The 11,750-nt window shown below is 61.2% G+C and carries 13 protein-coding genes; 6 read left to right on the forward strand and 7 right to left on the reverse strand.

Annotation, left to right across the window (positions count from 1 at the left end; all coding sequences use genetic code 11):
- The 4 genes from ACK6AU_RS29700 to ACK6AU_RS29715 form a co-directional block, all read right to left on the reverse strand.
- The coding region (locus tag ACK6AU_RS29700) for a hypothetical protein (RefSeq protein WP_409303195.1) at positions 1–612 on the reverse strand (612 nt) is incomplete at its 3' end.
- 359 nt (positions 613–971) lie between these two features.
- A complete protein-coding gene (locus tag ACK6AU_RS29705; protein ID WP_409303197.1) occupies positions 972–1,832 on the reverse strand; it encodes a phage antirepressor N-terminal domain-containing protein in 861 nt (286 codons plus the stop codon).
- A gap of 1,016 nt (positions 1,833–2,848) precedes the next feature.
- On the reverse strand, positions 2,849–3,253 hold the full coding sequence (locus ACK6AU_RS29710) for a hypothetical protein (protein WP_185699548.1): 405 nt from the start codon (positions 3,251–3,253) through the stop codon (positions 2,849–2,851).
- 43 nt (positions 3,254–3,296) lie between these two features.
- Positions 3,297–3,557: a hypothetical protein gene (locus ACK6AU_RS29715; RefSeq protein WP_185699549.1), complete on the reverse strand. Its 261-nt coding sequence runs from the start codon at positions 3,555–3,557 to the stop codon at positions 3,297–3,299.
- Between the two features lie 142 nt (positions 3,558–3,699).
- Here ACK6AU_RS29715 and ACK6AU_RS29720 point away from each other — a divergent pair, with 142 nt between their 5' ends.
- The 5 genes from ACK6AU_RS29720 to ACK6AU_RS29740 all read left to right on the forward strand — a co-directional run bounded on the left by ACK6AU_RS29720 (position 3,700) and on the right by ACK6AU_RS29740 (position 7,286).
- Positions 3,700–4,515 (forward strand): hypothetical protein, encoded by an 816-nt coding sequence (locus tag ACK6AU_RS29720; protein WP_185699550.1) that lies wholly within the window; start codon positions 3,700–3,702, stop codon positions 4,513–4,515.
- Between the two features lie 195 nt (positions 4,516–4,710).
- Positions 4,711–5,043 carry a DUF2388 domain-containing protein gene (locus tag ACK6AU_RS29725; RefSeq protein ID WP_185699551.1) on the forward strand — a complete coding sequence of 111 codons (333 nt, stop codon included), beginning with the start codon at positions 4,711–4,713 and terminating at the stop codon, positions 5,041–5,043.
- Positions 5,044–5,802: 759 nt separating this feature from the next.
- A complete protein-coding gene (locus ACK6AU_RS29730) occupies positions 5,803–6,168 on the forward strand; it encodes a glycine zipper domain-containing protein (RefSeq protein WP_409303200.1) in 366 nt (121 codons plus the stop codon).
- 108 nt (positions 6,169–6,276) lie between these two features.
- Entirely contained in the window at positions 6,277–6,441 is a 165-nt protein-coding gene (locus ACK6AU_RS29735; protein ID WP_409303202.1) for a hypothetical protein, read from the forward strand.
- A 149-nt stretch (positions 6,442–6,590) separates the two neighbouring features.
- Positions 6,591–7,286, forward strand: coding sequence for an HAD-IA family hydrolase (locus tag ACK6AU_RS29740; protein WP_409303204.1), 696 nt, complete (start codon positions 6,591–6,593; stop codon positions 7,284–7,286).
- 79 nt (positions 7,287–7,365) lie between these two features.
- Here the strand turns inward: ACK6AU_RS29740 and ACK6AU_RS29745 are convergent, their stop codons facing one another.
- Positions 7,366–8,112: a 3-oxoacyl-ACP reductase family protein gene (locus tag ACK6AU_RS29745; RefSeq protein ID WP_185699555.1), complete on the reverse strand. Its 747-nt coding sequence runs from the start codon at positions 8,110–8,112 to the stop codon at positions 7,366–7,368.
- A 122-nt stretch (positions 8,113–8,234) separates the two neighbouring features.
- Between ACK6AU_RS29745 and ACK6AU_RS29750 the strand changes: the two genes are divergently transcribed.
- Positions 8,235–9,158 carry a LysR family transcriptional regulator gene (locus ACK6AU_RS29750; protein WP_053135872.1) on the forward strand — a complete coding sequence of 308 codons (924 nt, stop codon included), beginning with the start codon at positions 8,235–8,237 and terminating at the stop codon, positions 9,156–9,158.
- Positions 9,159–9,171: 13 nt separating this feature from the next.
- Here the strand turns inward: ACK6AU_RS29750 and ACK6AU_RS29755 are convergent, their stop codons facing one another.
- The gene (locus ACK6AU_RS29755) at positions 9,172–9,900 is read right to left on the reverse strand and encodes an aspartate/glutamate racemase family protein (protein WP_185699556.1); all 729 of its coding nucleotides are present in this window, start codon (positions 9,898–9,900) and stop codon (positions 9,172–9,174) included.
- A 59-nt stretch (positions 9,901–9,959) separates the two neighbouring features.
- Positions 9,960–11,507 (reverse strand): NCS1 family nucleobase:cation symporter-1, encoded by a 1,548-nt coding sequence (locus ACK6AU_RS29760; RefSeq protein ID WP_409303207.1) that lies wholly within the window; start codon positions 11,505–11,507, stop codon positions 9,960–9,962.
- Positions 11,508–11,750 lie beyond the last annotated feature (243 nt).

The following is an 11,750-nucleotide window of genomic DNA, read 5'->3' on the forward strand; positions in this document are numbered from 1 at the left end:
AAACATTTTTTGTATTTCATTTGCCCCGTAAGGGGTAATGCTTATCTCGTCGAATAATCCTAATGCTTCAATCTCTGTTTCGCCGCTTTCAATAATGGCTTGAAGATTTTGATCTCCAGTCCACTTTCCAGTACATATGTAAAACAACTTCCCATGAGGTCGTCTGTTGATCATGTAGGATGACATTGATATCACAGAGTCCCAAAGTAGCTTCATGTTTTTGATTTTATCATTTTGTACAAGCTTTGATTCGTCTGACAGAAAATCCTTCACTCCATGTATAAAGGAGCCTATATCTGATCCGCTAAATGAGGATGTTGTTTTAGCTTGAATGAATATAATATCAGCGTCGAGGTGTCCGGGAGTCTCGACAATTTCTCTTAGTTCATCTGGGGTGGTTACAATTTTTCCATTAATGACTAAGCATATGCCATCAATCGAGCAGTCATTCCCGTTTCCTGTATGAATGTCATCCAGTTCGAAAGTGGATCTGTTTAGCTTTGAAACAACAGAGAAATTACAGAAATGCTCGAACTGTGTTGCCTCATCTAGTCGCTCAATCTCATTTTGCGAACTGAAGGTGTCGAGAAGCGATTTGGTAATTTTGTCCATTAACTAACGTCTCCATATTGATGGTGGCTAAACTACTGAATCGAAAATATCTTGTCCATGAAGTGCCGGCTTGAGGGCTTCATCCGCCTGAACTCCGGCAATTGCTTCTGTTCGCCGCTTTCCCCCGCTCTTGCGGTAAGTCGTCAGTAAAATCCCCAGCTGAGTACCGGGCGGCTTTTAGCTGACTTTGTCAAAAATTATCCGTTTCGCGCAGCCTCGTATTCAGTTCTTAGCACTTATTCTATTTGGGGGAGCTGGCGTGTCACAACCTGGGGTATTGGTCTGCTCCACGACCTGGCACGCGTCGTCGTCCCCCCTCCTTAACCGTTGTCATTTCGACAGTACTTATGGTGGGTTGCTCAGTCAGCGTCCTGTTCTACAGTGAAAATCCAGCATCTGATACTTTGCGCCTTGCCTTCGTCGTTGCGGGCATGCGCTGAGTGGCTGCATTTGTTGGCTTCGACAAACCGCGGATGCTGGCTGAGGCGTAAGGCATGCCGCAACTCGGATAGATTGGGCATTGTGCAGCGTTGTGCCTGGGCTACTCGAGCCACCTCATTCAAGTTGATAGCAAGTTTCCCTGGCGCTACGGCGTGGTTGAGCTTGTGCCCCTCCGGTTGCGCGCTGAGGTGGTAAAACAGATCCCAGAACTCTGTGACTAGATCCGGTACATCCGGCTCAGCCCTTCCTATCGTTTCAAGTCCCGGTGTCGACAACCCCAACTGGCGAGATGTTTGATCCAGTTGCTCATGGAGTGCGGCACGTAACGCGTTATTACGTGTTCTGTTCAACTCCTTGAGTAGCGTGATGCGGTGACGGGAGAGCGCTATCTGCTGATTGACGTTCGGCGTCCCAGTCCGCTCGGCGCTACCTTTGGTCCAGTAACTCCACAATGCGTCGTCGCATTCTTCCTGGTAGCGGATGACTTTATCACGTAGATCTGGGGCTACCTTGCTGGGACTGATTGAGTACAGCCATGCCGGGAGCTTGCGAAGCGGGAGACAGGTCATTGCGTATTGTTTGCCATCACCTCCAGTTGTGGTGATTTCCACCACAACTGAACTGAACTTTTCCGTAACTTTCACGTGCTGGCTTTTCCAGTCCAGCCCCATGTTGATGACGATCGGCTTCATTGCCACCAGCGGCTCATTGTCTTTACCGACAAGGACAACGGTGTCCTCATAGAACGGTACAGGTATCACGTGCTGGGCTACTTGCATGGGATTCTCCCTGCCAATATCGAGGATGCCCGATAGTAGCGGTGCCCCTCAGCGGTTCACAACGCCTCTATTGCTCTCCACTGACCTCCGTGCCTGGTGTGCTCCTGCGAGCTGCGCTGGAGCGGCTAGGGGGGGCTTACCGGTGTGCACTGTTGTGGTGCATTCAGGGGGCCGGCCATGATTGTTTAGCCCTGGCGCGCGCCGTCGTCCCCCCACCTCGCCTGCGGGCTAAATGGGTCGTTTTTTCTGCACCCCTGCAAGCTACTCAAAACGGCGCCTGTCTGGAGGCTCTAGCGCCTTCCTGGGGTGATAAAAGCCTGCGGAACCCTGCATAGGTAGAGGAAATACTGGGGTATCGAAACGATATGCAGGCCATGAGGGCAGCAACGAAACCTGGCGTTCGACTCAGTGGGTAGGTGGGGGCTTGAAAAAAGAGTAACTACAGCAACACCTAGGGTGGACCAATGCTGTAGGCCCTGTATTTACTGGGTTTGTCAGGTTACAAAGCTGAGTAATGGAGAAGTAATCAGAAAAGTAATTTTTATCAACCTATTGATTTTAAAGGGTTTTATTGGTGGTCAGTGTCACCCGAACAAAGAGTAATCTGATTACTTAAAGGTTACTTGAGTATTACTTTTCAGAATTTGGCTTAACCCGCGAAAATCAAGGGCTGTGGGCTAGAAAGCGGTCAAGATTACTGAAATTACTCTTTTTATCGAGGCGTCTATACCTTGAATTTCAGTCGCTTCTACGCATGGCGTGCACGCGTAGCGAGCTATTAGTTGAGGTCCATGGGAATGGCATGGGAACGTTTTCTCACTGCTGGAACCGCTGGAGCCCTTGTATTCCGGGGCCTCGGCTTAGAGATCGAGGGTGCGGGTACTTTCGAATCCCTCCTTCACCGCCATATTAGATACAAGAAACCCCTGAAGGCCCATGGCTTTCAGGGGTTTTTTGTTGCCTGCAGAAATAGCCTCCCGCCGAGAACTTCATCGTTCTCGGTTGTACTGGCGCGCTCAGGCGGGGTGCCTGTCGCTGGGCAATTTCCCGCTTGCCCTTTCCAGCATCGCCTCCACCTGTGCCAGGAAGTGTCGGGGCAGCGTCGAGTCCTGGCCATACATATCCGCCAGGCCGACCTCCACGACATGGCAGACCAATGTATGCAGTTGTTCGGCCTGTTGTGTGTCGAACATCGCGCGAAGCGTTGTTGGCATGTCGTCGCCCCGACCGTTCAGGGCCAGCTCGGCACCGGCCTGTTCCCACAAGGCCAGGTTCGGGTAGCTGGCCAGGGATCGCAGATGCTCCAGCCGTTCGTCGATGCACGGATGGGCGATGTCTTGCGCCTGACAATAGGCATCCAGGCAATGGGCGGCGTACTCCTGTAAGGCCGGTAGGGATGCACCTGAGGGACTGGCGTTCATTGGTCGTATCCGGGGGAGTGTCGGCGCTGTCGCCGGTCGTGATTTACGGGGCGTGTGCGGCGGCCTGCTCGTTATTCACCAGCACTAGGTCCACGTGCCGCCCGGGATCGAAGCCGGCCCAGGCATCCTGCAGGTGCAGGTGTTCCATACCGTCTTCCTGCATGCGTTGTGCGGCCCGCAGCAGGAAACTCCCCAGCACCCTGAGGGCGACGGGCGAGGCGAGCAGGGTTATTTCGTCCAGTGGCATTTGCGCAGGCGAACCGGTGTGGGTGCCGTATGCCTTGAAGGCGTCGATCGTTATCATTGCGCGATTTTCGTGGAGTAGGGCGCTTGGCGTGCTACAGGCCCCGTGCAGGCCGCATTGAAGCAAACAACGGCTACAGCGGATACGCCGGCGATAGCCACCCGGGAGGGCACTGGACGATGCATCGAATGGAGATGAGCGGGTGAAACATCAGCAGTTACTGGAGAAACTGGCCGCCAGGCACTTGGTCCAGGCTTTGGACGAGGACCTCGCGCGGCTGACCTGGAAGGCGATGGTCGCGCAGCAGCAAGGGCACCAGGGCTCGCGGATCGATGCGGTGTTGCCAAGCCTGCTGGCTCGCTGGAATTGCGTGCTGCTGGCGGATGAGTCCCAGGTCGCGCCGCTCTACCGGCACAAGGCCTGGCTCGCGCTGGCCACGCTGCTACATAAATATGGACTGGCCGAGCCGGGCATTACCGCCCGGGCCGTTGAGGCGATCGAGGAACTGAATCGAGCGGTGGCCCTGGGGGACAAGTTTTATCAGCGCTCGCAGGAATTCAGTGCTGGCCTGCAAGCGCCTCCCGTGTCCCTGGCGCGCAAGCCGGCGCTCCCGGACTCCGTGACGTTCTACCGTGCTGGCGACGTATTGGCCATTCACCTGGAAAACCGGTTCTACGCCGCTTATGTGCACCGTCTGGGCAGCATCAACGAGAGCCCGATCATCGAGTTCTACGCCCAGGCATTCGACCAGGTGCCGACGCTGGACCAGTTGCAGCAAGCACCGGCCCAGGGCGAGCTCTATGACGATGGCATTCGGCGCAAGAGCCTGTATTGCGTGAGCGGCATCAAGTTCCAGCCCGATCCTGCCAACCAGCTGACACTGATTGCCGCCTGTGTCGCCAATCCACCGGATAGCCGCCACCTGGCCCCTTCGGTGGGGCTGTATGCGCTTTCGGACATCCTGCGTATCCAGGGCACCATTCGCAGTCTGTTCGAGCTGTCCGCCCCGGCGGCCTGAATACCGCCAGGCAAGCTGGCGTCCCGGGTGTCAGCCGACTGGCAGGGCAAGGGCGGCGACGCCGACAGTTTGCCGGCCCGACCCAGGGGGCTGGGATTTGATGGTCCTGGTCAGTCCGTATGTCATTGAGGCTGCGCCTGGGCAAGCCGGATGCTAAGTTGCGCGCCTGCCTTGGCCCAGGGGGGCGATCCACCGATGAAGAGTTGCAATCAGGCGTTATTGATCTGTGCGTTGTGCGTCGCCCCGCTCGTGGTGATGGCGGGAGAGGAGAGGAACCCCGTGGACCGGGCCTCGATGATGGTCACCGGCGTGACCGGCCTGACCACGTTCGGCACCTTGGGCACCACATCCAATCCTGGCGAGATCTTTCATTCGGCCAAGGGCGATGCCCTGGCCTTCGTCGGTTCCGGGGGCCAGATTCGCGGCGCCCAGCTGGAGCAGGCGCTGCGTTGCTACCGGACACTGCATCCTGCCAGTGATGCCGACGACATGCGCCTGGCCCGGGCCCTGGCGGCGTACGACAGCTGAACGCCGAGGGAAAATTTGCCCTGGATCAGTTTTTCTTCCACTGGCTGGCCGCTCGTCGGCGCCTGCGGTGCTTTGGCCGGCAGGTCGGCGAATGACTGTCTAGTCTCAAGCGCCGTGACGATCAGTACTTTCCAGGCAATCAGGAGCTTGCCGGTGCTGGTCGGTTGTTGGAGGGAGCTGGGAGATGAGGAGTCTTGCTTATATCGAAGACAACGGGGATGAGTTCCCAATCAACAACTTGGTGCGTTGCGGGCAGGCGGCATTCGAGGCGAAGGTTCAGACCTCTGCGAATGTCGTCAGGAAAAAATCCGCGGTGACATCGGTCGCCAGCAATACGATGTTTTTTCCTCGGGCCCTGCCCAAGAACAAGCGATCTTGAGTAACGACTGCCCCGCACTTGCGGGGCTTTTTGTATGGGGGCGACGAGGCGCGGGTGACGGGCGGCAGAAAATTTTTCACTCGCGCCGCCACGCCCGCAGGCCGGGGGCGACAGAGGCCGCGTTGGAGGGACGTCTGGCCTGGTGGTGAAATTTTTCACGCTTTCTTCACATCTGCCTGCGTAGGCTCGAACCATCCGTTAAACGCAACACCCTAGCCCGTTCCCCAGCGGGCTTTTTTTTGCGTGGTGATAAAACTCTTCTGGAATTGGTTGTCCAATCCGGCGCCAAATCCCGGGTGGTTTCGCGGTGACCTGCGTCGAGTCATGCGGCGCCGGGTTCTTACATGTCAGTTCGACAGTCTTTTTTCGAGGTTCAAGTCATGCGTTTAACTCTCCCTGCCCTGGTTGTGGGACTTTTGCTGGCCCAAGGCGCGATGGCCGGCGACGGTACGGCAGCCATTGGCGGTGGCCTCGGCGGCGCGCTGGGCAATGTGGTGGGGCAGAAGCTTGGCGGCAGCACCGGAGCGGCCATCGGCGCGGGTGTCGCCGGGGCAGCCGGCAGCGCGGCTGGTGCGCGCAAGGGCAGCCGGACCAAGGCGGCGATCGGTGGCGGCCTGGGTTCGGCTGGTGGCTCGTTGATCGGCAATCGCCTGGGCGGCAGCACCGGCGCCACTGTCGGTGCTGGCATCGGTGGTGCGGCGGGCGGTGCCCTGGGCAGCAGCATGGGGCACAAGAAGCGTCACTGATCCAGGCGCAAGCAACCCGAGAACCCGGCCATGCGCCGGGTTTTTTGTGCGCCTCGCCCAGGTTTCGCCATACTTGCCAGGATGGTCCTGGCGATCGAGGAGGCGATCATGGCCCGTGAAGGTCCAGGCAGTGCCCAACAATCCCTGTCCGAGGAGTCCGGGGGGATCAACGATCCGGGGAACGAGGATCCCGGCTCCTTGCTGGACGATGCCCGCGTCCCCTTGCAAGAAGCCTCCGGCTCGGAGGCTCCTGGGGCCGATCCGAGCGATTGAGGCCTGCGTGCCCATCGCATCTGTTCCGGGTTGCCCCTGGCACAGGCCCGCCGCTATGCTGCTGAACCCTTTCATCGAAAGGCTGGCCAACGAACGGGCCGTACCTGAGCCGCTCCCTGGAATGTACTTTTGCTAACGGATCAGATGCGATGAATGCACAGTTGAATGATTTTGGGCCGATCAAGGCGGTCATTTTCGACATGGACGGTCTGCTGCTGGATACCGAGGGCATCTACACCGAGATCACCCAGTTGATCGCCGAGCGTTATGGCCGTTCCTACGACTGGACCATCAAGCAGAACATCATCGGCCGTGGCGCCGCCGACCTCGCGCGTTATGTGGTGCAGGCCCTGGACCTGCCGATCACTGCCGAGGAGTTCCTGGTGATGCGCGAGCCGCTGATGCGCGAGCGCTTTCCCCGGGCCGAGGCGATGCCCGGTGCGCAGCAGCTGGTGCGCCATCTCAAGGAGCACCGGATTCCGATCGCCGTGGGTACCAGCTCCTCGCAGATGTCCTTCGTCGAGAAAACCACCCGCCATGGTGACTGGTTCGCCCTGTTCGACACCATCGTCACCGCCGACGACCCGGAAGTGACCGCCGCCAAGCCGGCGCCGGACATCTTCCTGACCGCGGCGCGGCGCCTGGGGGTCGATCCGGCCGAATGCCTGGTGTTCGAGGATTCGCCGTTCGGCGTGACTGCCGCCAAGGCCGCCGGCATGACCGCGATCGCGGTGCCCGACCCGGCCATGGCCGATCATAAGTTCGCCCATGCCGATGGGATCCTGCGTTCGCTGCGAAGCTTCCAGCCCGCCGCCTGCGGCTTGCCGCACCTGGCGTGGCGCTGACGCCGCACGGCCAGGCCGTCGCAGCAAGCAAGACGCCGGGCCCCGGCAAGGGTAGCCCGGCGTTTTTTTGCCCGGGGCTTCAGGCGCCGAAACCACCGTCGATGCTCAAGCTGGCACCGGTGATATAGGCCGCTTCGGGGCTGGCCAGGTAGGCCACGAATCCCGCCACTTCCTCGGCGCGCCCATAGCGGCCCACCGCCATGAGATCCATCAGGCTGGCGGCAAAATCGCTGTCGGCCGGGTTCATGTCGGTGTCCACCGGGCCGGGTTGCACGTTGTTGATGGTGATACCGCGCGGGCCCAGGTCCCGGGCCAGGCCCTTGGTCAGGCCCACCAGCGCGGCCTTGCTCATGGCATAGGGGCCGCCACCGGCGAAAGGCATGCGGTCGGCGTTGGTACTGCCGATGTTGATGATGCGGCCGCCTTCGCCCATGTGCCGGGCGGCTTCCTGGGTGGCGATGAAGACGCTGCGGACGTTGATCGCCAGGGTCCGGTCGAAGTCTTCCAACTGGAACTCATCCAGCGGTGCCACCGCCAGCACCCCGGCATTGTTGACCAGGATATCCAGGCGGCCGAACGCCTCCACCGTGCGGCCTACGGCCTGGCGAATGGCTGCGGCGTCGGCGCTGTCGGCCTGGATGGCCAAGGCCTGGCCGCCCTGGGCGATGATGTGTTCTTGCAGGGCCCGGGCTTTATCCGCCGAGCTGACGTAGGTGAAGGCCACGGCAGCGCCTTCGGCCGCCAGGCGCTCGACGATGGCGGCGCCAATGCCGCGGGAACCGCCCTGGATCAAGGCCACTTTGCCGCTGAGGTCGAACTTGCTCATGTAGGTCTCCTGGATTGAAAGGCGAATGCCTTGGGTGGAGCCCAGTATCGAGCGCTGATTGAGTCCTGGGTAGCGGGTAATCCCTATACTCTGTGTAAACCAAAAGTTTGGAATTCCGGTGTATGGAAGGCTTTAGCAGCATCGAGTGTTTCGTTCGCAGCGCCGAAGTCGGCAGTTTTGCCGAAGCGGCACGGCGCCTGGGGCTGACCCCGGCGGCGGTGGGCAAGAGCGTGGCCAAGCTGGAGGCGCGGGTGGGGGTCAGGCTGTTCCAGCGCAGTACCCGGCGCCTCACCCTGACCGAGGCCGGCCGCCTGTTCCTGGCGGAAGTCAGCGACAGCCTGCACACCATCCAGCATGCCGTGAGCAGCCTGGCCAACGCCCAGGGGCGGCCCGCCGGTACCCTCAAGGTCAGCGTGGGCACAGTGTTCGGTTGCCTGTACATCGTGCCGCTGCTGGGCGCGTTCCTGGCCCGTTATCCGGATATCCAGCCGGACTGGCATTTCGATAACCGCCAGGTAGACCTGATCGGCCAGGGCTTCGATGCCGCCATCGGCGGTGGCTTCGAGCTGCCGCCCGGCGTGGTGGCCCGGCGCCTGACCCCGGCCCATCGGGTGCTGGTGGCCAGCGCAGCCTACCTGCATGGGCGAGGGCCGATCAGCGAGCCTGCGGACCTGCGCGATTGCCGCGGCATCCTGATCCGCTCCCCGCAGACCGGGCGTATCCGCACCTGGCAGCTGACAGGGCGAGCAGGGGGACAGCAACCTCTGGAGCTCAAGGCGGCCATGACCATGAGTGATTCCGAGGCGGCCTGCATTGCTGCCGCCCAGGGGCTGGGCGTGGCCCTGGTGAGCATGCCGTTCGCGGTCAATCACCTGCGCTCCGGCGCCCTGCGGCGGGTACTGCCGGACTGGTACGTGGATGATGGCTTCACCTCGATCTACTACGCCGAGCACAAGATGTTGCCGGGCAAGACCCGGGCCTTCGTCGACTTCGTGATCCAGCAGTTCGCCGAACAGGGACTGGCCCAGGCCTTCAGCGCGGTCTAGCGGCCCGCTCGGCTCAGCGGCCCTGGCGCATCGGCCAGCCGCTGACCCGCTTGGGGCGTGGCGTGGCATAGGTGCGCACCTTGGAGGTCGACAGGCCCTGGCGCACCAGGGCCTCGGCGATGGTCACTGCTGCCGTCACCCCGTCCACCACCGGCACGCCGGTACGCTGGCGGATCTGCTCATCCAGACCGGCCATGCCGCCGCAGCCCAGGCAGATGACCTCGGCCTTGTCCTGGGTCACCGCGAGTTCCGCCTGGCGGACAATGGCCTCCACCGCCCGCGCCGGATCTTCCTCCAGCTCCAGCACCGCCAGGCCGCTGGCGCGCACCGAGGCGCAGCGTTGGTCCAGGCCCGAGAGCCTGAGGCGGTCTTCGATCAACGGCACGGTGCGGTCCAGGGTGGTCACCACCGAATAGGCGTGGCCGAGGAACATCGCGGTGCTGGCGGCGGCGTCGGTGATGTCCACCACCGGTACATTCAGCAGCTCCTGCAGGCCCTCGCGGCCGTGCTCGCCGTAGCCGGCCTGGATCACCGCGTCATAGGGCTGGTCATAGGCCAGTACCCGATCCATCACGGCGATGGCCGCCAGGTAGCTTTCGAAGTTGCCTTCCACCGATTCGGCGCCGAAGTAGGGCGTCAGGCCGATGATCTCGGTGCCCGGGGCGGCAACGCTGCGGGCCTGTTGGGCGATCGCCTGGGTGATGCTGTCGGTGGTATTGACGTTGACCACGAGAATTCGCATGGGGGTTCCTTGCAGGTTGGATAGGTCCAGGCCCGGCGGAGCGGGCCATGCATGGGAGCTCAATGACCGGCATCGTCCACGGCGATCGATTCGCCGCTGACGTCCGCATAGTGCGGCTGGCGCTTGGCGATGATCAGGTACAGCAGGCCGGCGATGGCGGCACCCACCAGCCAGGAGAACGGCGAGATGCTGGCCAATCCCGGGGCCAGGGCCAGGACGATGGCGATCAGCGCCGCGGGAAGGAACGCCGCCACCGCCCGCAGGTTGACCCCGCGGCTGTAGAAATAGATGCCCCGGGGATCTTCGCTGTACAGCTGCGGCACGTCGACCCGGCCTTTGCGCAGGATCCAGTAGTCCACCATGATCACCCCGTACAGCGGGCCCAGCAGCGCGCCGAGGCCGGCCAGGAAGTACTGGATCACCAGGGGGCTGTCGTAGAGATTCCACGGCAGGATCAGCACCGCGAGGGTGGCGCTGATCAGCCCGGCCCGGCGGAAGGTCAGGTGCCGGGGCGCCAGGTTGCTGAGGACGAAGGCCGGGGCGACGAAGTTGGCCATGATGTTCACTGCCACGGTGACGATCAGGAATGCCAGGCAGCCCAGGATCAGGAATAGGGTGCTGGGGATCGCGGCGATGAGGTCGGTGGGGCTTTCGATGATCTTGCCGTCGATCTGGAACTGCGCGCCGCACAGCAGCACGGTGATGATGGCGAACACCAGGATGTTCACCGGCAACCCCCAGAAATTGCCTTCGGTGATGGTGCGGCGGCACGGTGCCGAGCGGGAGAAGTCGCAGAAGTTGAGGATCATGGTGCCGTAGATCGCCAGCCAGAGGGCGCCGCCGGCGAAGATCTGCCGCCACATTTCACCACCGCTCAGGGGCTCGCGGATCGACCAGGCAATGCGCCCATCGGCCTGGGTGTACATCCAGGCGGCGAGGCAGGCCACGGTCAGCAGGATGATCGGACCGGCGAGGGCTTCGTAGCGCCGGATGGTCTCCATGCCGTAGGCCAGGATCGCCAGCTGCGCCAGCCAGATCGTCACGAAACAGGCCCAGCCCAGGCTCGACAGGCCGAGGATCGCGTCATGGTCGTAGGCCGCGAAGCCTGGATGGACGGCGGTGAGCAACACGCGCAACACCACCGAGGCCAGGTAGGTCTGGATGCCGAACCAGGCGATGGCGATCACGGCGCGGATCAAGGCCGGGATCTGCGCGCCATGGATGCCGAAGGCGATGCGGCTGATCACCGGGAACGGTACGCCGGTCTTCTGCCCCATGTAACCGGAGAGGTTCATGAAGCCATAGACCAGCAGTGCGCCGATACCCAGGCTCAGCAGGATCTGCCAGCCAGCCAGGCCCAAGGCATACAGGCCGATGGCGAAGGAGTAGTTGGCGATGTTGTGCACATCGTTGGTCCACAGCGCGAAGAGGCTGTAGCGGCCCCAGCGCCGGCCCGCGATCCTGGTGGGCGCCAGGTCATGGTTGTGCAGGCGTGGGCTGAGGGCGACGGACCCTTGATCGCTGTCGATCATGGGCTGTGACGAGGTGTACGAGTGCAGGGCGGAGGCGGTGTCCAGTGCGATGTCGTGAGAAGGGCGGGTCTGCATTCCGGCGTACTCCGATTCCGCCTCTGGATGACTGTGCCCGAGCCTGGGCTCGACAATCTTCCGCGTAGGGTGGAATCACCTGGCTTCGGGGCATCCGCAACCTGGGGGGTGCGGATGGTGAGTGTATGTATGTTTTGATAGTTTTTGTATACAAAACATGTTTCGACTCAAGCCACTTTTATGCCAAGTTTGCTTCTATGGGTTTTGTCGCTGATTTCGTTTGGTTATTGATTTGCACTAACT

It is taken from the genome of Pseudomonas sp. KCJK8993, from assembly GCF_046230915.1.
Lineage (GTDB): Bacteria > Pseudomonadota > Gammaproteobacteria > Pseudomonadales > Pseudomonadaceae > Aquipseudomonas > Aquipseudomonas piscis.

What these genes read in the sequence shown, in the direction of transcription:
- ACK6AU_RS29705 (WP_409303197.1), bottom strand. Translation starts at nt 1,832, where the DNA reads ATGCAAGTAGCCCAGCACGTGATACCTGTACCGTTCTATGAGGACACC.
- ACK6AU_RS29735 (WP_409303202.1), top strand. Translation starts at nt 6,277, where the DNA reads ATGGCCCGTGAAGGTCCAGGCAGTGCCCAACAATCCCTGTCCGAGGAG.
- ACK6AU_RS29725 (WP_185699551.1), top strand. Translation starts at nt 4,711, where the DNA reads ATGAAGAGTTGCAATCAGGCGTTATTGATCTGTGCGTTGTGCGTCGCC.
- ACK6AU_RS29740 (WP_409303204.1), top strand. Translation starts at nt 6,591, where the DNA reads ATGAATGCACAGTTGAATGATTTTGGGCCGATCAAGGCGGTCATTTTC.
- ACK6AU_RS29745 (WP_185699555.1), bottom strand. Translation starts at nt 8,112, where the DNA reads ATGAGCAAGTTCGACCTCAGCGGCAAAGTGGCCTTGATCCAGGGCGGT.
- ACK6AU_RS29750 (WP_053135872.1), top strand. Translation starts at nt 8,235, where the DNA reads ATGGAAGGCTTTAGCAGCATCGAGTGTTTCGTTCGCAGCGCCGAAGTC.
- ACK6AU_RS29710 (WP_185699548.1), bottom strand. Translation starts at nt 3,253, where the DNA reads ATGAACGCCAGTCCCTCAGGTGCATCCCTACCGGCCTTACAGGAGTAC.
- ACK6AU_RS29715 (WP_185699549.1), bottom strand. Translation starts at nt 3,557, where the DNA reads ATGATAACGATCGACGCCTTCAAGGCATACGGCACCCACACCGGTTCG.
- ACK6AU_RS29760 (WP_409303207.1), bottom strand. Translation starts at nt 11,507, where the DNA reads ATGCAGACCCGCCCTTCTCACGACATCGCACTGGACACCGCCTCCGCC.
- ACK6AU_RS29755 (WP_185699556.1), bottom strand. Translation starts at nt 9,900, where the DNA reads ATGCGAATTCTCGTGGTCAACGTCAATACCACCGACAGCATCACCCAG.
- ACK6AU_RS29730 (WP_409303200.1), top strand. Translation starts at nt 5,803, where the DNA reads ATGCGTTTAACTCTCCCTGCCCTGGTTGTGGGACTTTTGCTGGCCCAA.